Genomic DNA, 25,228 nt, shown 5'->3' with positions numbered 1-25,228 from the left:
CAAGATATGTCGGCATTGAACAATCCATTTAACACAGTCCATGGAACAGCTCCATTCACTCAAATTAAAACGGAAGACTATATACCTGCTTTCCAAAAAGCAATACAAAATACAAAAGCAGAGATAGACGCTATTACTGCTAACGCTGCAACACCTACCTTTGAAAATACCTTAGAGGCTTTAGCGTACTCAGGGATGGAATTAGATATATTGTCTAATATCTTCTTTAACCTGAACTCAGCTGAGACAAATGATGAGATGCAGAAAATAGCACAAGAAGTTGCTCCTATGCTATCAGCATTGAGCAATGATATCTCTTTAAACGAGGAATTGTTTAAACGCGTAAAAGCAGTTTATGAACAAAAAGAGACACTGAACCTTACTATAGAACAAGAAACCTTATTGACAAAGAATTATAAAAGCTTTGTCCGCAATGGTGCATTGTTATCAGAAGATAAAAAAGAAAGATTAAGAGCAATAGATGCAGAGTTATCTACAACTGCGTTGAAGTTTGGAGAAAACGTATTAGCAGAAACGCATAAATACCAACTACACCTTACGGAGGAAAAAGACCTAGCTGGTCTTCCTGAAGGTGCTGTAGAAGAAGCAAGAGCTTTAGCTGAACAAGAAGGTAAAGAGGGGTGGGTATTCACATTAGACTATCCAAGTTATATCCCCTTTATGACCTATGCTGATAATCGTGAATTGCGCAAGGAGATGGCTATTGCAGCTGGTAAGAAAGCCTTTCAAGACAACGAACACAACAATGAAGCTAATGTTTTAAAGATTGTGAACCTACGTCACGAAAGAGCTAATCTATTAGGATATGCTACACATGCACACTTCGTATTAGAAGAGCGCATGGCACAGAGCCCTGATAAGGTAAATGCTTTCTTAGAGGAGTTGTTAGCGAAGGCTAAGCCTGCAGCTGATAAAGAGTTTGCTGAATTAACTGCTTTTGCAAAGAAGATAGACAACATTGATGTATTGCAAAAATGGGATGGTTCATACTACTCTGAGAAGTTAAAACAAGAGCGCTTTAGCTTAGATGACGAATTACTTAAACCTTACTTTCAATTAGAGAATGTATTAGACGGTGCTTACCAAGTAGCGAATAAGCTATACGGATTAGTGTTTACAGAAGTACAGACTATAGAGAAGTACCACGCAGATGTGCGTACATTCGAGGTAACGAATGAGCAAGGAGATTTTATAGCTGTGTTCTATACAGACTTCTTCCCACGCAAAGGAAAGAGAAACGGTGCTTGGATGACTTCATTCAAAAACCAATATATCAAAGACGGCATCAATGAAAGACCGCATATCTCTATCGTGTGTAACTTCACTAAACCAACTGCTACTAAGCCTTCATTACTTACATTTAACGAAGTAACAACGCTATTCCACGAGTTTGGACATGCATTACATGGTATGTTAGCAAATACAACTTATCCATCGTTATCTGGAACTAATGTATATTGGGACTTCGTAGAATTGCCAAGTCAAGTGATGGAGAACTGGTGTTATGAAAAAGAAGCTTTAGAGCTATTCGCTAAACATTACCAAACTGGTGAAACTATCCCTATGGAATTAATAGCAAAGATCAAAGAGAGTGCGAGCTTCTTAGAAGGAATAGCTACAGTACGTCAATTGAGCTTCGGTCTATTAGATATGGGATGGCATGGTCAAGACCCTACTGCTATCACAAGTCTAAAAGACTTCGAAACAAAACAATTTGCTTCTACACAACAATATCCTGATGTAAAAGAGAATGCAATGAGTACTTCATTCTCCCATATCTTCCAAGGTGGTTACTCATCTGGATACTACAGCTATAAATGGGCAGAGGTATTAGATGCTGATGCATTCGCATACTTTAAGGCTAATGGCATCTTCAATAAAGAAGTAGCTACTAAGTTTAAAGATTATGTTTTATCTCAAGGGGGAACTGATCACCCAATGACATTATACAAAAATTTCAGAGGTCAAGAACCTACTCCTGATGCTTTATTAGAAAGAGCGGGATTGTTATAAGTTAACGGTGGACGGTTTACAGTTAACAGCTGTAGACCGTTTAACTATAATCACAAAACAACTAAGCCCATTGCAGTGCAATGGGCTTAGTTGTTTTATATAGAAGATAACCTATATTGTAGTTATTAGATAGCAGAGGCAATCTATTGCCGTCTCTAAAGCAAATTACTAACCATCAATTGTAAACTATAAAAAACATTCTTCATTATACTCATAATCATCCAAAGTAATTGGCATCTTATCTGCCTCTTTTAGATTTTGTTGTGCCTCATTAAAGCGCTCTACTTCAGAATCTACCTCTGGGGTTTTAATACTGCCCAAAAGTGCTTGAATGCGATCTAATTCTCTTTGCTTATCTTCACGCAAATATCCCTCTGCTAATTCACAGACTTCACTAAATATCTTACCGCCTACCAACTTTAAAAAAACAGCATCGGTTTTATCATTATCTATACCGTCATCTTCACTATAGACAATATTGTAATTTCCAATAATCTGTATAGCTTTCTGTAAACGCAATTGATCTGCATCTCCTAAAGAAGCCATCATTTTATCTTCTGAGTCCATATAGGCTTCCATATCCTCTACGGCTAACCTCAGTTCATTTGTTTTTACTTGTTCTTGTATTACCTCAACTTTACTCTCTTTTTCAATTACAGCAACTTTTACTGCTTTGTCTTTACAACCAACAGTGAAAAGTGATAACATCAATAAGGTTAATCCTAAGTGTCTCATATATCTAATTTAAAAAACAAATGTAAATCATAACCTATCCATGAGACAATAGCTATAAACAGCTAATTCGAAAATAAAAATGGAGAGATGATTACTCTACCTCTCCATTTATTCAAACAAAACAACCATAAATTGAGTACTCAAATTCATTAATCCTCTAAATCCCCAAATTTACCAGCGTTGAAATCATTTACGGCTTCTATCAACTCTTCTCTTGTATTCATTACAAAAGGACCATAGTGCTCGATTGGTTCGTTAATTGGTTCACCTGCCATGACAAGCACAACTGCATCTTTGCTAACTTCTACATCAAAATTCTCACCATCGTGTTGCATAACAACAACGTGATCGGTTGGAACAGCATATTCCCCGTTGACAATTATTTCTCCTTCGATTACTAACAATACAGTATTATAGTGATCTGGAAAAGTATAATGAGCCTTTGCCCCAACCTTACCTTTTAAATTTGATAAGTGAATTGGAGTAAATGTAGATGCAGGACCTTTTGTCTCCTCGTATTCTCCAGCAATAACTTCTACAAATCCAAGACCATCTTTTAGAGCGTACTTTTTCATATCTGAATGCTCTATCGCCTGATATTTAGCAGGACCTTTTTTATCCTTTGCTGGAAGGTTAACCCATAACTGTACCATCTGAAACAGTCCCCCAGTTTTACTCCATTCTGTTTCGTGAAACTCTTTGTGCAATACTCCAGAAGCAGCAGTCATCCATTGCACATCACCTTCTCCAATAATACCTCCACCTCCACTGCTATCACCGTGTTCTACACGTCCTTTATAAGCGATCGTTACTGTTTCGAATCCTTTATGAGGGTGAACACCTACACCTCTCGGAATTTCTGATGGTCCAAACTCATACTTAGAATTGTAATCTAACATAATGAATGGATCCATTCGCTTCATACTCATTCCAGGCATGCTTGGAATAAAATTATGTACTCTAAAACCATCTCCTACAAAGTGAGCTGGTTGCGGTGCTACGATTTGTTCTATGCTTTTTGTTTTCATATCTCTTTGTTTTTTGTATTACAAATTTACGACCAACAATCTCCTTAAACACTTAACCTACAACAAGAAGCAAATCGCATAAAAAAAGGAGACTTACGATGTAAGTCTCCTTTTTTCTATATTAAACAGTAATAATCTTATTTAATCTCTACGTTAATTCCCTCACTATGTGCACTCATCTCAGGAGCATACATACTTTGCATTGTAGTAATGCCATTAGAGAATGATCCTTTTGAACTCGCTCTCAAATCATACTCAAAAACATAGGTTCCCCTTTGCATTCTTGAGATAAAAAAGTTCGTTGAAGCATCTCTTGTTTCTTCGTAGTACGACAATTCTCTACCCCATCTATATCCAGACAATACCGTTGTAGGTTCAAATCCACTTGCTCTCATATCTTTGATATGAACATAATCCATATCCCTATCTATCTCAATTTCTAAGCGTACTGTAATTTTATCCCCTACTTTAACAGGAGTAGCAGCTGTGATTTCTTGTAACACTTCTCCTTTATCAGTATTTACCTTGATAAATAATTGTTTATTAAAACGGACTCCTGTACTCGAAGAAGTTATCTTATCTATATTTTCAAAATATTGCCAATACATTGCCCCATAGGCTATCCCTGGAGAAGTTTTCTTTACTTCAACCGACTTCATCAATGGATTAATCTCTCCTTTTGACCAAGCTTGTTTAACATATCCATTCGTTAATTGTTCTTCTTTTACAATATCTAAAGGTTCCCCTCCTATCTTAATACTAACTCCTTGCTCTGCATCAATCCATGACTTGCCAATTCCCATTAAAGCGTAAATTGCTTTAGCTGTTGCATGATCAGAAGACCATCCATTTGTTTGTTTGTTCTTCAACAACCATACTTTCATATTCTCGATTTCTTTCTCATACTTGGTCGGGTTAATCTCATTAGCTGCCTCAAGTAATAAAACTTGATTTACTATAGGCAATTGATACCATAAATACCCTGATTTATTGTTCTTCCAATAGGTACCCATTTCATCCGTTTCCACTGCTTGACTAAAGATAGACTTCAACAACTTATTTGCTTTACTGGTCTTCCCATAGCGGTTAGCAATAATGGCATGTACCCCTCTTGTATAGACATCTTCAGCAACATCTGCATCTTCAGCATTTTTCAAGTAGTAATTAAACATCGTTGTATATTCCTCCTTGATTTTGATATCGTCAATAAAGAACGAACGAACGTATAAATACTGTGCATTTATAGGAGCATAGTTTTCTTTCTTGTTTTTCATTTGACGTTGGTAACTCTTGAATTGTTCTCCATCAATATACTGAATAGCATTAGACAACATCGTTTTATAATCAAAGCCCAAATCACCTGATAACATTCCCATCTTTTTTAAGGTTCCAAAACCTTCTACGATAGATTGCGTAATGAACAAGTTTGAATCACTTCCTGCAAACCAAGGGAAACCTCCATCATTGTTTTGCAGTTGAGCTAACTTAGTAAACTTATCTTTACGGTCTAATTGCATCTCATTCAAATCGAATAACAAAGCAATGCGTTTCATTCTATCTTCCTCTTTCTCTGCTTGAACTAACCAAGGTGTTTCTGCTAACAATATTGAGCGTAGTTCTTCATTCTTACTTAAACGCGATGTAATTTCACCTGACTTATTCCATTGATCAAATACTCTTTTGATTTTAGGATTGCTATTTATAATCCCTGTAGAGATAACATTGGCATAAAGTTGACGGAATATGCCATCTGTATTTTTTACGTCATTATCCCTCAGACTTGGCAAGGAGAATACAGCATTCCACAGCGGATTTGTAGTCATCTCAAAAGTCAATCTATAATCTTGCGTTGTATTGGTTCTGCCACTTTCTAAGCGATCGAAATTAAAGTGTTTATCTTGTCCTTCTTTCACGTAAATAGGCATCACCTCTGTTAGTAATATATTATTAGTTAATACAGGTAATACAGATTCTTCACCATCTGAATACTCACCTGATTTAGCTACAACTCTATATACAACTGCTTGTGTGGTTTCAGGAACACTGATAGCCCATTCTACTACAGCAGATTCTCCTTTTTTTGTTGCAAATGCTTTTAGATTCTCGCTATTAGCAAAAGTTTCATCTATTGGCTGCATTGTCACAGCATCGAAAAACATTAAAGCTACTGTTCCATTCAGATCCTTACCACTTAAATTAGCCACTTTAGCTGAAATATTCAATTTATCTCCTTGTCTCAAGAAACGCGGTGTATGAGGAATAACCATTAGCTCTTTCTGCGTTTGGACTATTTTCTCAATATAGGCACTCTTCAAGTCTTTCGTATGTGCAAAAGCCATAAACTTCCACTGAGTTAAAGCCTCTGGTGCCTTAAACTCAAACACAATATTCCCATCTTTATCTGTTTTAAGTTGTGGATAGAAAAATGCCGTTTCATTCAGATTACTTCTACTTTCAATTTGCGCTAACTCTTGTAGAGCTGCTTCTTTCGTAGTAACTAAGATTACACCATTTGCTGCTCTACTACCATACAAAGCAGTAGCTTCATTTCCTTCTAAGACATTCATTTCTGCAATTAAATTTGCTGCAGGCAACTCTGTTCTTACTTCTCCATCTACAACATATAATTCTCCTGCTTCAAGTGAAGGACCTACACCTTTTGCACCTTTTGGTCTTACTCTTCCAATACCTGGTTCAGCCATAGCGGAAGCCATAACAGCTCCCCCCTTAACAGGACTTGGTGGCGCAGAAGCTAAGATAGCATCAGAAGAAATGTTATTCCCCTCAGCAATAGAGTAATAATTATACGAAAAACCAAAAGTGTTTAGTTTTATTAATTCAGGTATATAATAAGATTCATAACTATCAATAGTATATAAGATAGTTGTAGGATAATTTATATTATCAAATACTTTCCTAAATGAGTAGTAGTTACTATTATCATAATATTCTTTTCTTTTCACAAAACTATGATTCATGGAGTGAAAAGTAAACTCGTCTAACGATTTATCATACATAGATGCTAAAACCTCAGCAAATACTTTATCTTTTTGTTCTCCTTTTATGGTCAAACTCCATGATTCTTGCTGACCTGGTGCCAACTTATCCCTGAACGTTCCCATTTCGATCGAGATACTTTCTCTATCTTGTGGCACAGTAATACTGATAGACTCCGTTTGATATAAATTATCTTTAACTGCTGTAAAGTAAACGATTGCTTCTCCTTTGTATTCTTTCTTAATTGGCAGTTCTATATTCGTAATTCCCTTGTCAATCACAACCAATTTACTTGATCTACGCTCGCCCAATGCATAAAGCTCCACCAATACTTTTGTCTGATTAATGGCAGCTCTCAACTTAAAAATGGCTGAGCCTCCGTTTGTATAAGTACCTTGCGTTTCTTCTACTTGAATTAAATCACTTAATGGTGAAGTAGTATCTAACTTATTGACCACCTGCACAAGCTGATCAACTTCTATCAATTCGCCATTTGCTCCGATTACTTTACCTTTTAAGACATAAGACCCTGACTTAATTGTATTCGATTCTTTCCAAGTAATTTCCTTTGATTCCTTGGTATTAAATCCTCTTGTAAAGATTGCCTTTCCCTCTTTCCACTTTTTCTTATCCAATTCATTACCATATGGCAAATAAGGAAACAGTTTCACAAATTCACTATAAGAATATACTTCTTCGTCACTTAACTGATAATGCTTTTTGTTTAGGACACGTGTAGGATATAGGGATTTCAGCTCATACAAGGCAACCTCCCCTGTTGTAGGGTAGTCTTCCTGATTTAAAGTCTTAGTTGATATTGTAAAACGAGCTAAATCCTCTGGAGTTAATACATTTCCTAAACCAAAATCAAGCATAACTGATTTATTACCTACTCTTACTATACTTGAAACAGAATGTGTTTCTCCTGTTTCATCCACAACATCAACATTGACGGTATATAGATAAGTTTGCGTGCTGTCTTTATCTACTTCTTCTTTCTCCGGAATAGCTTTAAAGTCAACAGTAAACTTTCCGTCCTGATCTGTAACTGTTTCGCCTTGTTTAATTTGCTCTATAGGATAATAAGGTATAGACATTCGCTTATACCATGGCATAAAAGTGTACTCTATAGATCGATCAATGCGATAGACAACTTTAGCATTGCTGATTTTCACTCCTGAAAAAGCGATTGCTTCTCCCGTCACCGTAACTTTATCATTAATTTGATATGGTTTTTTAACCTTGTCTACTTTTACCTCAAACTTTGGACGCTTGTATTCTTCTACGCTCAAATACTGTACTCCATTTGCCCCTTGTACTTCAATACTATATCTGCCCAATCTTCCACTGTTAGGCAATACGAAAGATCCTTGAATTGAACCAAACTCATTAGAAGTCAACTTAAGTGTCGCTACTGAATTGTTGTCAACGTCCTTCAATATAACCTCTACTTGCTTATTTGGTTCTATCTTTTCTTTCACCCCTACAAGAGAGGTCAATATGCTTTTAAAATATACTATTTGACCTGGTCTGTAAATTGCTCTATCAGAAAAAGTCTTTGCCAAAGAATACTTTTTATCTTCTATTTCATTTAAGTAGTCATTCTTATAATATCTATTTGAATAAATAATATTATCGCCTTCAAAAGAGAAATTTCTATTTCCTGTTTGTTTATCTAACGACAAGTCATGCTCCCCCTTACTATCGGTCACTATAATTGTTTCCCAATAGTTCTTATCATCCTTATCACTTCTCGAATTTGCCACTTTAATACGAGCGTTTGCCAATGGTTCACCTGTTACTCTATTATAGGCACGCAACGACTTTTTCCCAAAGACAATAACTTTATCAGTTACATTTACAGGAATGTATTCTACGTTGTCTTTTCCGTCGATTAACTTATCAAATGGAGAAGAACTCACAACGATGAAATACTTACCTGCTGTTAGAGCATGAAGAGCGACGTGTGATGCATGTGTCTTATAGTCATCATATTTCTTTAATGACAATTCATACGAATCTACACGCGTACTTTGCGTTGTTAAATATGAATACCCCTCTTTCTGATGTAGATCAAATTCGAACTCGTTGCTATTGTTCTTATTTTCATTGGCATAAATATGTACATATACCTTATCTGTATTTTTGTACTCTACAAATAGGGGAATGTGTTTATTCTCTAGTGCATAAGTTGAAGTTCTTATTGCAATTTTGGCATTACTTATATTCTGTTTAATACTTGTAAAGAACTTTTCTTCTTCAACTGTGATTTTTCCCTTTAGCGTAGACAAAGCTTTATCTGCAAAAGCCAATACTTCTTGTCCTTCAACTTTAAAGTCATTTGTCACAGAATACTGAGAAAAATTATCGTAAAGAAACTGAGCGTACACTTTATTGACTGCGACATGAGTTGCGTTCTCCTTCAGCAATTGTTCATAAAGTGCCTTTTTATCCACTGAAGTCAAACGATGATTATTCTGAACTTGATACAAGCTGACATAAAGTACCAAATCTTTTTGATTTCTCTTCTGCAAATCACTGATTACTTCTTTTTCATATTTTTCTCCTTCTAACGTTTTAGCCTCAATGTCTTTTTCACTTAAAGTATAGTCATAACTAAACTTTAAGAAATTAGCATAGTCTAAACGAATAGCTTCGTAAACTGAAAAATAGGATAAGTCAATAGAAGACTTCTTGTCGTATAAAAACAATAATTGCCAATCCTCTACTAAAGTAAATGGATATTGCTTACTCAAGGCGATTGCACTCTTATAGTACTTGTTTATTTGGAGATCTAACATCTCTATAGTAGCAAAGCGAATATCGCTATTGTCATTTTTATCTGCTAATGCTGTCCTATTAGAAATTGTATAGAGATTTTCACTTTTATAGATAACGTAAAGTTTAGCTATATACGCATCTATAACTGCAGCATAAATACCACTTGCACTTTTGCGTTCGTCTTCAAAAGAATCCATTATTACGTTGACATTATAATCTTGTTCAGCCTCCGTAGTAATCATGATTTTCGCCTTATAAAACATCGCTTTCAAAAGACTTGCTTGGTCTTTTTGTTTACGAGATAAGTCAATAATCTGTTCTACTTCAGACCTCATTTCTTTAACTTCATAATTGCGCTCTTTATCCAGAACGTTCTTCCAAAGTTTAGAAAGCTCATTATTACTTCCCCCCTGTCCAAATGTAATAATAGGAGCAAAAAGCATTAAATACATCCCTATATTCTTCATAATTCTTTTTTATAATATTCTATAAAGTTACTATAATAAGAAATGACATTACCAATATCTCATCACTTCTTCAAAAAGAAAACGAGATTTGTCGAAAAGAATTGTGGTTTAACACCTTTAAATAATATACTCGCATCTCTTAATATCCCCTTATTAAATACAAGAGATCTATTAATAATTTAGAAACAATACCCCTTTTTTCCCAACTAATACTTCACAATTTGATAATACTAAAATCTCTTTATTCACATTTATACTTGGTTACTTTGATGAAACAAAAATTATAAAAAATGAAAAAAACAATTATTCTATTTTCAGCACTTTTTACCTTGATGGCATGCTCAAGTGACGACAACAGCACTAAAATCACTGACAACGAAAAACCAATCGAGAAACCAGAAGAACCAGGCAAAAAGTACAAAACAGAAAATGTGATTATTCTTTCAATTGACGGGCCAAGAATGTCTGAGACATGGTTAGAAGAAAAACAACAATACATCCCAAATCGCGTAGAACTACTCAAGCAAGGGGTGTTTATCAACAACTTCCAAAACAATGGTATGACGAATACGAATGCGGGGCATACTGCACTTATAACGGGAGTGTACGATACTATAAGTAACAATGGTAAAGAATTACCTACTTATCCTTCTGTTCTACAACAGTGGTTAAAACACAGCAAAGCAGACTCCCTAAAAGCATGGGTAATCGTTTCTAAAGATAAATTAGCTGTACTAAACAATAGCAAACAACAAGAGTGGAACAATAAATATATGCCTGCAACGGATGCTGGTATAGCAGGTAACGGAACAGGATATAGAGAAGATATGGTTACCATGAATAACTTAAGAGATGTCATGGTTAAACATTCTCCAAATCTAATCGTAGTTAACCTAAAGGATGTCGATTCTTATGGACACGGAAATAATTGGAAGAAGTACATCGAATCTATTCAAATTACTGACCAATCAATTAAGGATATTTGGGACTATATCCAAGCACTACCTCAATACAAAGACAAAACAACATTAATCGTATCTAATGACCATGGAAGACACATTGACGGGCACAAAACAGGTTTTAAAGATCACGGAGATGATTGTACAGGATGTCGTCATATAGAGTTTTTTGCTATGGGACCTGATTTTAAACAAAACGCTACTATTTCAACTGGAAACTACGAGCAAATTGACGTAGCAAGCACTGTAGCTGAATTATTAGAATTTCCTTTAGAATACGCAAAAGGAAAAGTAATAAAAGATGCTTTTAAATAAGCTATACAAAAAGAGATCATTCTCGATTATACGATAAACCCATAAACAAAAGGTCATTATATGCATCATGGAGTTTGCATTTATTGATAATAAGCGCACTATAGTAATATTAACAAACTAATAAATGAGCTTTAAATCAAAATCATCTTCTCCTAATGGGCTAACACATAATCGAAGCTTAAGATAATTAAGGCAATATATCACTGTCCAAAAGAAAAGAGGGTATCTAAAATTTAGATGCCCTCTTTTTCATTTATCTATTTTACAATTGTTGCATATTATGTTACCTTACAGTAAAATAGCCATCTTTGCAAACCAAGTTTACCTATAACTTAGGATAAATCGGATCTGTGATAGGCTTAGCTGGACTTACATATACTTTTTTACTTTTAATGTATTCTTCACCTCCTACTTTACCTTCAACCAAAACAGGTACAACTACGTTGCCATTAGGTCTAATCTGAAAATAGTCAGACTTAAATACTTCATTCTTTACTGTCGTTAATTCCAATCGTCCATCCAGTGCTAAATTTGCTGTAGACACGACTTTATAATTAAAACTGGTATACTCTTTTCCAGATTTATCTACCATATGAGTATTAATAAAATCCGCAGTTACATCTTTATCGTTTACTGTCATTCCACCGTCATCAGAAGAACAGCTAAAAGCCAAACTACTTAATACCACTGTTAAAACCAAAGCTATTTTTTTCATATTATCTCATTTTAACACAAAATAAAAAAAATAAATTCACAATACCTCTTAAACAGAACACATTTTAACACATCATCAAGTAAAAGTATCCAAAAGAGATCAAATACGGCTACTTTCTAATAAAACTAAAAAAGGGATACTGAGTTCAGTATCCCTTTTCTTTACTCTTGTTTGCGTTTTGGTCCCTTAGAAACAGGCCATTGTTGACGTTCACCTTTTTCATTTAAAGGAAGAACAACCTTTTCTCTTGAAACTAATTCTTCTTGTTCGCTCGCCTTATAGGCTAATATAGCTATCAAGATAGCATTATTTTGTATATCGTCATACACGATTTTATCTGCAGTATCTCTATTGGTATGCCAAGTATATTGTCCGTATCCCCAACTCAATGAACTCAACATAAAACCTGGTATGTCTTTACTCACAAATGAAACGTGATCAGACCCTCCTCCAGAAGGAGAACCAGGAAAATGTGTTTTAAGATCTTGCTTAAACGAAGTAGGTACTGCATATAACCAATCTGATAGATATTGATAAGCATGTAAGAATCCCTGTCCCGAAATATTTGCAATACGTCCAGTACCATTATCTTGATTAAAAACTACTTGAATCTTGTCGTGCAGTTCTGGGTGATCTGCAACAAATGCACGAGATCCATTCAATCCTTGCTCCTCACTTCCCCAGTTTCCAATCAAAATGGTACGCTTAGGATTCGGCAAAACTGTTTTCAAAATACGAACTGCTTCCATCATCGTGATAATTCCAGTGCCGTTATCAGTTGCTCCTGTTCCACCATCCCAACTATCTAAATGTGCAGAAAGAACAACATATTCATCTGCTTTTTCACTTCCTTTAAACTCTGCTATGGTATTATACGTTTTGGCAGTTCCAAGATCCTTAGACTGCGCATTGATATTTACCTTTGGAGTAATTCCATTCTCCGCCAATCTGTAGAGTAGTCCATAATCTTCTAATGACAAATCTACTACTGGAATTTTATTAGTATCTGTTCCGAATATTTTATTCGCTCCCATTACCCCACTCCAAGATGACTTTATTACTCCTACAGCACCTGCATCTTCTAATACTTTAGGTAATTCCTTTTCAGTAAACCCAGTATTCTTAAGGCGTTGAGACCATGCCTTTGATGCTGCGGTTCTTGCTACTGTCATTTTTGTATAAGATTCTTCTGTAGCGTACTCCTTCCACTGATAGTCTGGTCTTCCACTCTCCTGATGCATTGAGATCATGACAAACTTGCCTTTAATCGTAGATAACCAAGAGTTAAACTCTGTAGTGTTCTTTGCATCCACAAGTAAAACTACTTCTGCCTCAACTCCTTGCTTTTTAGTTGCGGGGCTCCATGCTAACTGCGTTCCTTCAAGGCTTTTTAACCTTGGAGAGGTCATCGTAATCTGAGTAGTACCTCTTTCCCATCCTTTCCAAGTTCCATATTCTTCATTACGAGCTTCTAATCCCATAGCGATATATTGGTCTTTTACCCAATTATGTGCTTGCATCATTTGTGGTGTTCCCACTAAGCGAGGCCCAATGACGTCCATTAGTTCAAATGCATAATTCTTTAATTGGGAATTAGCTGTCCCTTCTTTGACAATTGCTTCTACAATTGGGTCTTGTGTTGTTTGCGAAAAAATAAATGAACTTGAAAATAAAGTTACTCCAAGTACTCCTACTTTTATAGCCTTGTTAATTCTCATTTTGGTTAGTTTTAATAAAATTATAGGCCAGCAAAATACACAATTAGTACCTTAAGTACAACAGAACTACTCACTTATCTATAAAAAGTGACAATCTTTAACAAATTCACATAAAAAAAGGTGCTTCAAGCACCTTATATCTATTCGTAATATTCATATTCATAGAGAACTCTTGATACGACAAGATCCTTTACTGATTTTTCTAACACAGCAGGATTCCCCTCTTTATCCTTGCCCCATACTTTATAGGTTTGTTCTCGCTTTTGTTCACTATCTCTATCCTCTCTGATCACTTTCTGGATTGTATTATCATCATTATAATAATAACTTTCCACTATGTTAAACGCTATATCAGAGACAGTTCCATTACTTTCAATAGATAGCAATTGTCCTTTATCGTTGAAAGAATGTATTTTATTAGATATAAAATCTCCATTCTTTTGATAGGTGATTAACTGGTTATTTGAATTCCATTCCTCTGTAGATATAATCGGAGAAACACCCTCTATCCCTTTTACTTTCAGTTCTCTTTTGTTTCCTTTATATGGTTCGTAATCAATCTTTGAAACGGACAAATCAACGTTTCCAACCTCTGGTTCTTGAACAACTAAATAGCCTTCTACACTTGTAATAAACCCATCTGTATTAAAGTGGTAAACACTTTTTTGAGTTTCAAACTTCTGTAAATCTGTAGTTATTTTTGTATACGTTTTGACTTTCCCTTGTAATCCTTCTACTTGTAAATCATTTTGAACCTTACTATCTTCCGTCTTACAACTGGCCACCGATATTAACAACAACAATAACACTAACTTCTTCATATCTTTTATATATTATTTTTAACATAGAAAATTAACACTTTTACTCCAAATAAAAAAATACTTTAATAGACAAATAAATCCCCCTAAGATCTTATATATTCCATATCTTCGATTTAGCACTTCATTTCCCTTTTTAGATTTAGGGGGCCGTGATTTATACCCACTGGTAAAATTCTTAACTATAGCATAGACTTTACTTTATCTTTTATACCTGATAATTGTAAGTCTATAGGTACTGTGCTTATATCTGTTAACTATACATACCAGTATACACAAAAGCGGTATTATCTTATTCATAATATTCATAGGTATAAGTTATCGTAGTTATAAAACCATCTCGGTGATTATAGACTGTCTCCATAGGATTGCCCATAGCATCTAATGCTCCTTGTGCTACCTCAGTATACTGAACGAATAAATCATCAGTGGTAATGACTATACACACGAGCTGTCCTTCTTCACTATATTCATACATTTCTTCGCTACCCATATCATGCGTCTTATTCGTTTCATAAATCAGTCTACCTTCAGCATCACATCTGCCCAATATAGTTTTATTATTATTCGATGGAAAAACTGCATAAATAGTACTGCGATACTCAGTAGGGTATAACCATTCCTGTACTTCATGATAATCTCTATTGGTAAAACCGCTAATTCCTTTAATCTCTCTTTTTTGATTCTCATAGGCACCATAGACTAAACTCTTTTTAATAATTTTTAGCCCCGTACTCTCACCTATACTATATGCTGTTACAGATTGTATATACCCCTTATCATCAAAGTTATAATCTGTATCATCACCCCATTTAATATTTGATCTATCAGTATAAGTATGTACTTTAAGTCTTTTGACCTTACCCTTCAGGTTCATCAACTGCCAATCCGTGAGTGGTTGTGCCTGTGCAGACGCAAACAGCATTATACACAGTAACGTTACTATCTTATTCATAATATTCATAGGTATACTCTAATTCATAATTAGCATCTATGTCCTCACTAGATATTTTTTGTCTTGTTACATTAGCATACTTATCGAATGTTAAATTAGTTACTTTAATCTTACCATAAGACTCAGTCATAAAACTTGATTTCTCCAACACTTTATACCCCTTCTCATCATACTCGAATATATTCCTAGATATAGTATCCACCTGACTTTTACCTATATACTCTCTTAATACTACCTTATAGGATTGTCTCCCCTTATCATCTGTCTTTACTACCTCCTTATGTATCTGTCCTTTTTCTTCTTCATTATCTATCGTTGTCATATACTCATCCCTAGTAAGCCACTTAGTTGTTGTCACATCATATAACTTATGATCTGCCCCATACGTTTTACTAATTCTAGTACTATCTTGATAAGATGTATATTCCATTCTAGCCAATAAAGAATATTCTCCTGTCTTAGTCTCATCTAAGAGCACCTCTTCTGATATCTTATATCCTTGCTCATCATACAGAGTGATTTGCTTACTTGCTGCTCCTAATAAAGCAACGAAACTATTAGCCACTCTACTCTTCACCTTTCCATTTAACCCTTCTAACTGCGTATCAGGTATAGGGGTAATGGTATCTTTAGTACAACTCGTTAGTACTAACACTAGCATAAACAGTAAACACTTTTTCATTTCCTTTACTTTAGCCTTTTTTATTAATCGTAATATTCGTAGGTGAAGGTTTTATTAAGCACTAATACATCATCCTCGTAATGCTTTTGTACTATTACATTTCCCTTAATATCTAGTTCTACATTTACCACTTTCAACTCTGTAGATGTATTTTTATTTAAATCATTTACTCTAAAACTAATTAAATATCCTTCTGTATTGAACGTATTAACTGTCTCTAATCTTTTACCTGGCAAATCGGTTGAACTTCTAAATTCATCTTCGTACAAACTTTTTACTAAAAGTCCTTTTTCATTAAATGTTTCAGTAGTTATGTTAATCAAAACTTCTTTTTCTTCACTACTTTCTCCCCACGAAATGCCATTACTAATATTAAGGCGAACACTATCTGACTGCCACTCTTCTGTCCCCTTAGCTATCTCTACTTTATCACCTAAAAAGCTTGTCGTACTTCTTTTATTACCTTTATATGGTTCATAGTTCTCCATCATATTTAAAAACATAGTAACATCAGGTGCTTTATCATCAGAAACTGACATTTTTTTAGATAGATAATACCCCTCTTCATTATAAACATTTACTTCTTTAAAGTATGCACTTTCACCTACCCCATTCATAACTATTTCCATATTCTTCACCTTTCCCTTTACCCCATCCACTTGCCAATCTGTAGGTATTTGCCCTAAACAAGAGACAGAAATAAGTATAAAGGCCAATATCAACATATTCCTCATATCGAATTTTATGTTAAAGATACGCTATTCCTTCATTATCTTATTCTAAAATTATTACGAAAAACGTTATCATCTTAATTTTTCTCTACCAAATCTCTTATCAAAATAAACGGTCCTATCCCAAGTAAAACAAGAGATTAACAATAATATACCACCTACTTTTATACTCCGTCTCGAAAATGTACCTTTGCGCAGATTTTTAATTAAAAGATTTTTAAAACAATGAAAAACCTTAAAGGAATTCTATTCGCATTGATTTCTTCGGGTACATTTGGTTTGGTGCCTTTGTTCTCCTTACCATTGATACTGCCGAACTTGCGACCAGAAGGAGTGGTTGCTATAGGCATACCGACCATTCTATTTTATCGATTCTTATTTTCATCTGTGACTATGGGCGCAGTATGTTTGTACAAAAAAACAAGCTTAAAAATTTCTATTAAAGATCTAGCAGTCGTCTTTTTCTTGGCGTTATTGTATGCCGCAACAGCCAAATTCTTAGTCGATGCGTATGAGTATATAGATAGTGGACTAGCCACTACTGTACACTTCTTATACCCAATATTCGTCAGTATAGTCATGATTATGTTCTATAAGGAGAAGAAGTCTATCGCACTCTTGGTAGCATCTATTCTATCTCTAGTGGGAGTGGGTATGATGTGTATACACGGTGAGGCTTCACCTTCACTGATCACAGGTCTAGTACTCTCTGCCCTGACAATATTCACTTATGGACTGTATATCGTAGGCTTAAATAAATCTAGAATATCAGAGATGAACTTTGATTCATTGACCTTCTATGTATTGTTAATGGGGTGTTTAATCTTCTTATTCTACTGTCTTTTCACGACAGGAATACAGACGGTGACACTAACGAGTGATTGGATTAATCTTATCCTATTAGGAGTATTCGCTACCTTCATTTCTGACTTATGTCTAGTACTAGCAGTGAAGCACGCAGGTAGCACCGTTACCTCTATCTTAGGATCTATGGAACCAGTAGTAGCTGTACTAGTAGGTACCTTATTCTTCGCAGAGCACTTCGACTGGATGTCTGCTACTGGACTACTTTTCGTTCTTGGAGCCGTGACTTTAGTCATCTTAAGCAATAAAAACCAACAGGCTTAATATTCAAAAATGACAGTTAACAAATTATATCTACATGATATAAAAGTTGTTAACTGTCATTTTTTTATTTAAAATCGCGTATTACCTTGCGAAAAGATAAAAACCCTATTTACTCCCCTCTTTCTAACACATCGTTTAGACTCTCTTTTCTAACATCAACTAACTTCATTTGAGGATAAACAAAGAGTTGCTCTTTAGCGTAAATCTCTTGAATTATTGTAAGACATTGTTCTTTGCTTGCATACATCTGTGGATTTACCAAAGTAGGAGGATTGAGCACCTCAACTAAAATTTGTTCTTCATCACGGTGAAACATCATGGTGTGTTTTCCTACTTGAATTCCAACAAAATTATCCACGAGATGAATTGTTTCTTCGAATATTTCCACACATTCGTCTAAAGATAACTCAAGGTTTTCTTCGGCAATATTCTCATAATAATCAGTATAAAATACTTTTATCATACGTCACTTTAGCTATTGATATTAAACTTTAAGATTGACTACTCGACTTAGTCAAAATTTCAAGGCTAAAGGTATTTCTTTTTTTGTTGTTCATACACTTGTTATTTTCTTTATTTCAATCAACAGAAATAGCACTCAAAATAAATTTAAGTAGGTATACAATAACGCTGTGCAAAATAAAAAGTAATTCCCCCTAACAGATAACAGCCTACATCTAAAATATCTGCAGTGTAGCGAGGGTTAAATTGGGGAATATAGTATTCAAAATAAAAACTAAAATAAAGTACTACACTAATAATCATCCAAAGTGACAACTGAAAGGAGTTGCCTCTAATCAATCTAACGACGATGAGAATAATTGATAAAACAATAGGGATAGAAAGTATATCATTCAAGTAATTGTTTACAAACACTGGTAGGACGACACCAATTCTTTGTAAAGTATATACACTAGATCCAATAAGCACTATCAAGATAAAAAACCAACTCTTTAATACACTCATGCTACAATCATACCGATTAACCAAGCCAAGAACATTGCAATAGCCATCACAACAAACCATATCCCATATATCAATTTAAAAAATACGCGTATCACAAACCAGGGGTGCTTAGTCATCTTGAGTAAAAACTTTTCTATTGCAGAAGGCTCCTCCGCTAAGGCTTTAGCAATGCGGTCCCTCTCGTCATCTTTTCTCCTTTCCTCTCGTTGTTTTACAATATTCAGCGCCTGTCCACAATGCGTACAGTATTCCGCATTTACACTAAACGTTCCACAATGAGAGCAGCGAATATGAACTTTTTCTGATGACATACTTATTTTTTAAATTCCTTCAAAACTACATTATTTTACGACAAAACAAAAAAAGGCCTTTATGACAAGACGCATAAAGACCTTTTATATTCTAACTAAATATTGTCTATTTTTTCACATCAATATTATGTTGACCATGAGCACCTCTTCTGTGCTCCATCACTTCTAAATTCTCATCTACGAAGTATGCACTACCGAATCCATTCACATAAGATCCTTTAATTACCTTAAAATTAAACATAATAAAGTCTTCCAAATTATCAAGGACTTCTACTACTTTACCATGTCTTGTTCTAAGATCTTGAATAGCTTTATCATATAGAGGATTTGTTTTTTCCACTAAAACTGCTTCTGAGTCTATTGTTAAACGGTGGCGAGCGTACAACTGCTTAGATGTACTCTCATCTTCAACGAACATGATAGATACCGTTTTTCTATCTCTCAAGTTCTTAGTGTGTTTGGCCATGAAGGAAACCAAAACCTGAAATTCATTGCCAACTCTTGAATAAGGAGCTGTACTTACTAAAGGAGTACCATCCTCATTAATCGTCGCAAGCATTACTGACTTTACAGAGTTTACTAATTCTTCTATTTTAGGAGCTTTAGGCTTTACTTTATGTTGATCGAAATCAGGATTTATTGTTGATGATCTCATAGTTTAATGTTTTAATTTCAAGCGAAGATAATAAATTATTTAAACTAAATAAAAATAATAAACCAACAATCTTTTATCACATGTAGATCCTTTTAACTCTTTTCGATAAACAAATAAAACAGTGGTAAAATAGAAAAAGGTTAGCCAATGGCTAACCTTTTTTGTTATAATAAATCTAACTGATAGATATAATCATCCATTACATATCCACAACCGATATCAAAAGTCTTAGACTCTATACACTTCATATTATTGCGGATATAGAAATCTATAGCGCGTTGGTTATTTTTATTTACTGTAAGATATACAGCAGTAGCTCCCTCTCGTTTAGCATAGTCTACTACATGCTGAAACATAAAATGCCCCAAGCCTTTTTCCTGTTTATACACATTAGTATACAACTTAGAAAGAAACACACGATTGTCCTCCATAAGCTTATAGTTCGTGTAGCCTAATAACTCATCCCCTTGCATTAACAGTTCCCATTGGTACCCTTCTTTTAGTTCACCTAAGATACGCTCGTCACTATACATCATCGGTAGCATATAGTCTATCTGTTCTTGCCCGATAATATGAAGGTAAGTATCCTCCCATATCTTCTCTGCTAAAGGAAGAATTAAGTGTATATTATCTTTATCTACAGGTATAAACGTGGTTGTTTCTGCTAAGTTAATCATTGTTATAATTTTTTATAAGATGACAAAAATATGATAAATACACTGAACTCGGCTTATAGATACAAAATTTACCCTTCTTTTGACAATAAGGATATTTTAGTTAATTTTGTTAAAAAATTTAAATATGAAAAACAATTTAAGAATACTAGCACTATGCCTAGTAGGTATGTTTGCGGTAAACTGTTCCTCTGATGACAATTCTATTACAGAACCAGGCAAAGAAGAAGTAGATCCAGGTATAGAGATCAAAGAATTAAAAGTAATAGACAACTTCGTATACTCTTCATATGATAATGAAAAACACATTGAAGATATCACTATTACATTCTTTTACAATGAAGATGGTACTGTTAATAATACAGAGGAAATCACTAAATCCTTTGATGGAAAAAATGAAGTAGAAAAAGAAATACTTACATACACATATGAGAATAATCTCCCTTTTGCTATGACATTAGAAACCTACACTACTGATAAAAAATACGAATATTGGGATTTACAGTACATTTATGAAAATAATAGAATAGTTAAAGCAGATGCAATTACAAATGAAACTGAAGGAAATAAATCATTATACTCATTCTATTACAATCCAAAAGGACAGCTAATTCGAACAAAAAATTCCACAGACAAAACTGATCAAGAAACGACTTACAAATATGACGATAGAGGAAATCTTATTGAAGTTAATAGTAATGGAATAATAGAACTTATCACTTATGACGACAAAAAATCCCCTTATACTAATATGAATATAAGCGATCAAGCCTATTCAATAGAATTTTTTGAAACTGAAGAGCAGTTTTTAATTCGTAGTCCTCACAACGTAACAGGAACTACCTTTGATTATAAGCCTTCAGACCAAACTTACAATGATAAGTTTACTCATCAAAACACATATGATAAGGATGATTATCTAGAAACTTCGACTGTAATAAGCACAGTAAATAATAGAGGTAAAGTATCGGAGATAAAATACACTTACAAAACAATTAAAGTTCTTGTGAAAAAATAAACAAAAAAAGGCGTTCTTTCGAACGCCTTTTACTTTATATCCTAATCAGATATTATCCTTTGTAGTTAGTCAAGAAGTCAACTAGAGTACGTACTCCACTTCCTGTACCACCATTACCTTTGTAATCTCTTGGTGCATCCATCCATGCTGGACCAGCGATATCGATATGTACATAAGGTGCTTTTGCGAAGTGTTCTAAGAACTTACCTGCTGTGATAGTACCAGCAAAACGTCCACCGATATTCTTCATATCTGCTACGTTAGATTTCAACAAGTCTTTATAGTCATCCCAGAAAGGTAACTTAGCTAAACGCTCGTGTACATTGTATCCTGAAGCGATGATAGCATCGATAATCTGCTCATCGTTACCCATAATACAAGATGCCGTATCTCCAGCCACTACTAATGCTGCTCCAGTAAGTGTAGCTGCATCAATAATCACTTGTGGATCATACTTAGTCGCATAAGCAATAGCATCTGCTAAAATCATACGTCCTTCAGCATCTGTATTCAACACCTCGATTGTTGTTCCATCGTACATCGTGATCACATCTCCTGGTGCATAAGCATCTCCTCCTGGACGGTTATCAGTAGCTGGAATTAACCCAATCACGTGTACGTCCAATTTGTTCAAAGCAGCAGCATAGATAGTACCTGCCATACAAGCAGCTCCTCCCATATCACTCTTCATAGAATCCATTGATCCTGCTGTTGGTTTCAAACTCAATCCCCCTGTATCATATACCACACCTTTTCCAACTAAAACTATCGGTTTAGCGTTTACTGGTTTAGCAGGCTTATATTCCATAATCGTAAAAGTAGGTTGCTCTACAGAACCTCTATTAACTGCCAATAAACCACCCATCTTTAGGTCTTCGATTTCTTTGCGCTCCATAACTTTCACACTGAATCCCGCTTCTTTACCTAAAACTTCTATTTCAGTTGCCAACTGTGTAGCATTCAAAAAGTTTACTGGTTCATTTACCATTGTACGAGCCCAATAAACTGCTTTTATCGTGTTTTGAAGATCTTCTATTTCCTTAACTGAAAACTGCCCTTTAACCTCAATTGTTTCTAAGGCATACTTCATTTCAGCTGCTTCTTTAAAGTACTTTAAGAATTGATAATTTGATAAAGCTAATCCTTCTACCACTGCCAACGTCCCAGTGCCATTACCTACCACTGTGATATTATTAGCTTTCTTGTCAAGCTGTTTGCGAACGTTAAAACCTGCCAAACGCATCTTTTCTAAGTTCTCATTTTCTTTGACAAAGAAGAAATACTGACCACCAATCTTTGCAAAGTCCTCCTCTTTATCGCTTGCTTGAAACTCTTTTGCAAAATCAAAAATTACTACAGGAAAATTTGTAGTATCAATCGTTTCTTTTCCAATAACAAAAACAATATTACTATTTGTTTTTAGCTCGTTAATTAATTTTATCATCCTTTTTATAATTTACAACAAAGATACATTTTTAGACACAACTAAAAAAGAGCTTTCCGCAAAACTCTAATCTAATCCATAAATATTCTAATAGATATATTTTACGTTTAAAGATAACTATTTATCGAATAACAATAAATTATTCTTGTTTTATAAAAAAAAACTATTACTTTTGAAGCATTGTAAAACCAAACAAATAAACTACTATGATTAAATTATTATTCTATTGGGTGACACTTTTAGTAGCGTTTTGTGAATGGGTAATTGATATCGTATTTTAAAAAATCAATACTATGAAACTAAAACTACTTACTGTACTTTTCTTAATTGCCTATATTTTTTCATTTACCTCTCACTTCAAAGATTTTACAGAAGGATTAAAGGAAGGAAATAATGCATTTAAAGAAGGAAAAGACTATGCCACTATAGTGGTGAAATCAGATAAAACACCTAATTTAAACAAAACGTTAGTTAGTAAAGAAAACAGCCAATCAATCACGGCACAAGTGACAACTGTAGAAGAAACTATCACATTTGAAGTTTCTGAAACAAAATCAACAATGACAAGCTTTTTATTGGGATTATTAGGTCTAATAAGTCTCTTTATAATACCTATGCTATTAATTGTTTTATTCAAATTCTTTAAGAATTTATACAAGGGAACTATTGTAGATGCTGATCAAATAGGACGTCTAAAATTCTTAGCCTATATACAAATTACATTCGCTATAATAGGGAACACTATCGTGTACTTCACTCAACTTGAACAACAGAGTATTGCCAGTTTCTATAACTTAACACTTGTTAAAACTACAGCATACGACATCACATTATTCTTTATTCCCTTAATTTTGTTGATGATTGTAGAAGTATTGAAACAACATTTGCGTCTAAAAGAAGATGCAGATCTAACCATATAACCCCCACGATATGCCAATAATAGTAAACCTTGATGTCATGATGGCTAAGCGAAAGATATCGCTTAATGAGTTGGCTGAGCGTGTAGGTATCACTGTGAGTAATCTATCCATACTCAAGACCAATAAGGCAAAAGCCATACGCTTTAGTACATTGGAGGCAATCTGTAAAGAGTTAGATTGTCAACCAGCTGATATACTAGAATATGTAAATGAAGACTGAGCACTGCTTGGTCTTTCTTATTCTTATAAACTGGCATTTCCCTGAACTACAACAATTAACCACCAAACAATAGGCACACTCTCTACCCAAAATAGCGTAAAGAATTTGGTGCGCTTAGGAGATGCATAATAAATAAAGAACAGCGTAAGAAGAACAATCAATAAGTTATTCCACGCTTGTATAGGTTGATACCCTACCTTAAAAAATTCGATAACATAAAAAGGAATTAATAACAATCCCAACAACCACTTGGTATTAGCTATTCCAAGCATCTGAGGTAAGGTCTTTAAATACTTGTCGTCGTATTGTAAGTCAACAACTTCGAATATCCCGATTAGAATAAACACTAAGATAAAACGCTGTATAAACTTAACTACAATATCCCAACTGACCGGTATATCCGCATTCATCACCGGTACTATAAGCGTTACAGTAGCCCAACACAGACAGACGATATATACTTTAAGCCCTGCCAGGTTGCGCAGATTACTTCGATTACTACTAATAGGTATAGCATATAAAACTGACAACACCAATAAGCTCAAAGTGACCAACTGTGCCTTCCATTTCAACATAAAGAAAGCCATAGTCCCTATCAGCAACGCAATAATACTTATCCCAATAATGACCTTTAACCGAAGCGTAAATGGAGTTTTATGCCTATAGATTACCTCAGCATATTTAATGAAGTTGTACGAAAACAATGTTCCTGTAAAAGCCAATACAGACACAACTGCATCAAATGGAAGGTGACAGAAATAAAATGTCATTTGTGCCAAAGCAAATACTGCTAAGGAAACGTGAATACTTCCGTTTAAATAAAGAGCAACTATTCTATTTTTTAACAAATCCATATTATTTATCAGTCTTCTACTGTTATGCTTATACACTTTTCAAAATTAATTGATATAAAGACACAATTGTCAGATTAATGGTTATTTTTGTGTGATTAAACAC

Annotated in this window: 21 protein-coding genes; 6 read left to right on the top strand and 15 right to left on the bottom strand. The window is 34.5% G+C overall.

Annotation, left to right across the window (positions count from 1 at the left end; translation table 11 throughout):
- The first annotated feature begins 6 nt into the window (after positions 1 to 6).
- Entirely contained in the window at positions 7 to 2,034 is a 2,028-nt protein-coding gene (locus GJV76_RS04020; RefSeq protein WP_155091354.1) for a M3 family metallopeptidase, read from the top strand.
- 186 nt (positions 2,035 to 2,220) lie between these two features.
- On the opposite strand, the gene GJV76_RS04015 is transcribed toward GJV76_RS04020, so the two are convergent.
- The 3 genes from GJV76_RS04015 to GJV76_RS04005 form a co-directional block, all read right to left on the bottom strand.
- Complete coding sequence (locus GJV76_RS04015) at positions 2,221 to 2,769, bottom strand: hypothetical protein (RefSeq protein WP_155091353.1); 549 nt, start codon at positions 2,767 to 2,769, stop codon at positions 2,221 to 2,223.
- 149 nt (positions 2,770 to 2,918) lie between these two features.
- Positions 2,919 to 3,797, bottom strand: coding sequence for a pirin family protein (locus GJV76_RS04010; RefSeq protein ID WP_155091352.1), 879 nt, complete (start codon positions 3,795 to 3,797; stop codon positions 2,919 to 2,921).
- A 137-nt stretch (positions 3,798 to 3,934) separates the two neighbouring features.
- Positions 3,935 to 10,042, bottom strand: coding sequence for an alpha-2-macroglobulin family protein (locus GJV76_RS04005; protein WP_155091351.1), 6,108 nt, complete (start codon positions 10,040 to 10,042; stop codon positions 3,935 to 3,937).
- Positions 10,043 to 10,332: 290 nt separating this feature from the next.
- Here GJV76_RS04005 and GJV76_RS04000 point away from each other — a divergent pair, with 290 nt between their 5' ends.
- Positions 10,333 to 11,316 carry an alkaline phosphatase family protein gene (locus tag GJV76_RS04000; RefSeq protein ID WP_155091350.1) on the top strand — a complete coding sequence of 328 codons (984 nt, stop codon included), beginning with the start codon at positions 10,333 to 10,335 and terminating at the stop codon, positions 11,314 to 11,316.
- Between the two features lie 325 nt (positions 11,317 to 11,641).
- Here the strand turns inward: GJV76_RS04000 and GJV76_RS03995 are convergent, their stop codons facing one another.
- From GJV76_RS03995 to GJV76_RS03970, 6 genes are all read right to left on the bottom strand, one after another.
- Entirely contained in the window at positions 11,642 to 12,031 is a 390-nt protein-coding gene (locus tag GJV76_RS03995) for a hypothetical protein (protein ID WP_155091349.1), read from the bottom strand.
- A gap of 161 nt (positions 12,032 to 12,192) precedes the next feature.
- A complete protein-coding gene (locus tag GJV76_RS03990) occupies positions 12,193 to 13,749 on the bottom strand; it encodes a M20/M25/M40 family metallo-hydrolase (RefSeq protein WP_155091348.1) in 1,557 nt (518 codons plus the stop codon).
- Between the two features lie 140 nt (positions 13,750 to 13,889).
- Positions 13,890 to 14,570, bottom strand: coding sequence for a hypothetical protein (locus GJV76_RS03985; RefSeq protein ID WP_155091347.1), 681 nt, complete (start codon positions 14,568 to 14,570; stop codon positions 13,890 to 13,892).
- Between the two features lie 289 nt (positions 14,571 to 14,859).
- Positions 14,860 to 15,522, bottom strand: coding sequence for a hypothetical protein (locus GJV76_RS03980; protein ID WP_155091346.1), 663 nt, complete (start codon positions 15,520 to 15,522; stop codon positions 14,860 to 14,862).
- Positions 15,515 to 16,204: a hypothetical protein gene (locus GJV76_RS03975; RefSeq protein WP_196216215.1), complete on the bottom strand. Its 690-nt coding sequence runs from the start codon at positions 16,202 to 16,204 to the stop codon at positions 15,515 to 15,517. The genes GJV76_RS03980 and GJV76_RS03975 overlap by 8 nt, the downstream gene beginning before the upstream one ends.
- A gap of 23 nt (positions 16,205 to 16,227) precedes the next feature.
- On the bottom strand, positions 16,228 to 16,929 hold the full coding sequence (locus GJV76_RS03970) for a hypothetical protein (protein WP_230381496.1): 702 nt from the start codon (positions 16,927 to 16,929) through the stop codon (positions 16,228 to 16,230).
- Positions 16,930 to 17,160: 231 nt separating this feature from the next.
- Between GJV76_RS03970 and GJV76_RS03965 the strand changes: the two genes are divergently transcribed.
- Positions 17,161 to 18,063, top strand: coding sequence for a DMT family transporter (locus GJV76_RS03965; RefSeq protein WP_155091344.1), 903 nt, complete (start codon positions 17,161 to 17,163; stop codon positions 18,061 to 18,063).
- Positions 18,064 to 18,172: 109 nt separating this feature from the next.
- On the opposite strand, the gene GJV76_RS03960 is transcribed toward GJV76_RS03965, so the two are convergent.
- From GJV76_RS03960 to GJV76_RS03945, 4 genes are all read right to left on the bottom strand, one after another.
- Positions 18,173 to 18,526 (bottom strand): hypothetical protein, encoded by a 354-nt coding sequence (locus GJV76_RS03960; RefSeq protein WP_155091343.1) that lies wholly within the window; start codon positions 18,524 to 18,526, stop codon positions 18,173 to 18,175.
- A 499-nt stretch (positions 18,527 to 19,025) separates the two neighbouring features.
- Positions 19,026 to 19,340, bottom strand: coding sequence for a hypothetical protein (locus GJV76_RS03955; protein ID WP_155091342.1), 315 nt, complete (start codon positions 19,338 to 19,340; stop codon positions 19,026 to 19,028).
- A 106-nt stretch (positions 19,341 to 19,446) separates the two neighbouring features.
- Complete coding sequence (locus GJV76_RS03950; protein WP_155091341.1) at positions 19,447 to 19,995, bottom strand: HugZ family pyridoxamine 5'-phosphate oxidase; 549 nt, start codon at positions 19,993 to 19,995, stop codon at positions 19,447 to 19,449.
- 164 nt (positions 19,996 to 20,159) lie between these two features.
- Positions 20,160 to 20,672, bottom strand: coding sequence for a GNAT family N-acetyltransferase (locus GJV76_RS03945; protein ID WP_155091340.1), 513 nt, complete (start codon positions 20,670 to 20,672; stop codon positions 20,160 to 20,162).
- Between the two features lie 166 nt (positions 20,673 to 20,838).
- Here GJV76_RS03945 and GJV76_RS03940 point away from each other — a divergent pair, with 166 nt between their 5' ends.
- Positions 20,839 to 21,687, top strand: coding sequence for an RHS repeat protein (locus GJV76_RS03940; RefSeq protein WP_160340088.1), 849 nt, complete (start codon positions 20,839 to 20,841; stop codon positions 21,685 to 21,687).
- 52 nt (positions 21,688 to 21,739) lie between these two features.
- Here the strand turns inward: GJV76_RS03940 and GJV76_RS03935 are convergent, their stop codons facing one another.
- On the bottom strand, positions 21,740 to 23,131 hold the full coding sequence (locus tag GJV76_RS03935; RefSeq protein WP_155091338.1) for a leucyl aminopeptidase family protein: 1,392 nt from the start codon (positions 23,129 to 23,131) through the stop codon (positions 21,740 to 21,742).
- Between the two features lie 293 nt (positions 23,132 to 23,424).
- Between GJV76_RS03935 and GJV76_RS03930 the strand changes: the two genes are divergently transcribed.
- Together GJV76_RS03930 and GJV76_RS03925 are read left to right on the top strand one after the other, a co-directional pair.
- On the top strand, positions 23,425 to 24,051 hold the full coding sequence (locus tag GJV76_RS03930) for a DUF2975 domain-containing protein (protein WP_155091337.1): 627 nt from the start codon (positions 23,425 to 23,427) through the stop codon (positions 24,049 to 24,051).
- 10 nt (positions 24,052 to 24,061) lie between these two features.
- The gene (locus GJV76_RS03925; RefSeq protein ID WP_006259555.1) at positions 24,062 to 24,271 is read left to right on the top strand and encodes a helix-turn-helix domain-containing protein; all 210 of its coding nucleotides are present in this window, start codon (positions 24,062 to 24,064) and stop codon (positions 24,269 to 24,271) included.
- Between the two features lie 23 nt (positions 24,272 to 24,294).
- Here GJV76_RS03925 and GJV76_RS03920 read toward each other — a convergent pair whose 3' ends face one another.
- On the bottom strand, positions 24,295 to 25,125 hold the full coding sequence (locus GJV76_RS03920; RefSeq protein ID WP_155091336.1) for a UbiA prenyltransferase family protein: 831 nt from the start codon (positions 25,123 to 25,125) through the stop codon (positions 24,295 to 24,297).
- Between the last annotated feature and the right edge of the window lie 103 nt (positions 25,126 to 25,228).

This window comes from Myroides albus, assembly GCF_009711045.1.
GTDB classification, from domain to species: domain Bacteria; phylum Bacteroidota; class Bacteroidia; order Flavobacteriales; family Flavobacteriaceae; genus Flavobacterium; species Flavobacterium album_A.
This window is presented reverse-complemented; position numbering and strand designations above follow the sequence as displayed.

Coding starts and splice junctions, on each gene's coding strand:
- GJV76_RS03970 (WP_230381496.1), bottom strand. CDS start 16,929: ATGTTGATATTGGCCTTTATACTTATTTCTGTCTCTTGTTTAGGGCAA.
- GJV76_RS04015 (WP_155091353.1), bottom strand. CDS start 2,769: ATGAGACACTTAGGATTAACCTTATTGATGTTATCACTTTTCACTGTT.
- GJV76_RS03930 (WP_155091337.1), top strand. CDS start 23,425: ATGAAACTAAAACTACTTACTGTACTTTTCTTAATTGCCTATATTTTT.
- GJV76_RS03975 (WP_196216215.1), bottom strand. CDS start 16,204: ATGAAAAAGTGTTTACTGTTTATGCTAGTGTTAGTACTAACGAGTTGT.
- GJV76_RS03920 (WP_155091336.1), bottom strand. CDS start 25,125: ATGGATTTGTTAAAAAATAGAATAGTTGCTCTTTATTTAAACGGAAGT.
- GJV76_RS03960 (WP_155091343.1), bottom strand. CDS start 18,526: ATGATAAAAGTATTTTATACTGATTATTATGAGAATATTGCCGAAGAA.
- GJV76_RS03925 (WP_006259555.1), top strand. CDS start 24,062: ATGCCAATAATAGTAAACCTTGATGTCATGATGGCTAAGCGAAAGATA.
- GJV76_RS03955 (WP_155091342.1), bottom strand. CDS start 19,340: ATGTCATCAGAAAAAGTTCATATTCGCTGCTCTCATTGTGGAACGTTT.
- GJV76_RS03980 (WP_155091346.1), bottom strand. CDS start 15,522: ATGAATAAGATAGTAACGTTACTGTGTATAATGCTGTTTGCGTCTGCA.
- GJV76_RS03945 (WP_155091340.1), bottom strand. CDS start 20,672: ATGATTAACTTAGCAGAAACAACCACGTTTATACCTGTAGATAAAGAT.
- GJV76_RS03985 (WP_155091347.1), bottom strand. CDS start 14,570: ATGAAGAAGTTAGTGTTATTGTTGTTGTTAATATCGGTGGCCAGTTGT.
- GJV76_RS03935 (WP_155091338.1), bottom strand. CDS start 23,131: ATGATAAAATTAATTAACGAGCTAAAAACAAATAGTAATATTGTTTTT.
- GJV76_RS04010 (WP_155091352.1), bottom strand. CDS start 3,797: ATGAAAACAAAAAGCATAGAACAAATCGTAGCACCGCAACCAGCTCAC.
- GJV76_RS04020 (WP_155091354.1), top strand. CDS start 7: ATGTCGGCATTGAACAATCCATTTAACACAGTCCATGGAACAGCTCCA.
- GJV76_RS04000 (WP_155091350.1), top strand. CDS start 10,333: ATGAAAAAAACAATTATTCTATTTTCAGCACTTTTTACCTTGATGGCA.
- GJV76_RS04005 (WP_155091351.1), bottom strand. CDS start 10,042: ATGAAGAATATAGGGATGTATTTAATGCTTTTTGCTCCTATTATTACA.
- GJV76_RS03950 (WP_155091341.1), bottom strand. CDS start 19,995: ATGAGATCATCAACAATAAATCCTGATTTCGATCAACATAAAGTAAAG.
- GJV76_RS03940 (WP_160340088.1), top strand. CDS start 20,839: ATGTTTGCGGTAAACTGTTCCTCTGATGACAATTCTATTACAGAACCA.
- GJV76_RS03995 (WP_155091349.1), bottom strand. CDS start 12,031: ATGAAAAAAATAGCTTTGGTTTTAACAGTGGTATTAAGTAGTTTGGCT.
- GJV76_RS03990 (WP_155091348.1), bottom strand. CDS start 13,749: ATGAGAATTAACAAGGCTATAAAAGTAGGAGTACTTGGAGTAACTTTA.
- GJV76_RS03965 (WP_155091344.1), top strand. CDS start 17,161: ATGAAAAACCTTAAAGGAATTCTATTCGCATTGATTTCTTCGGGTACA.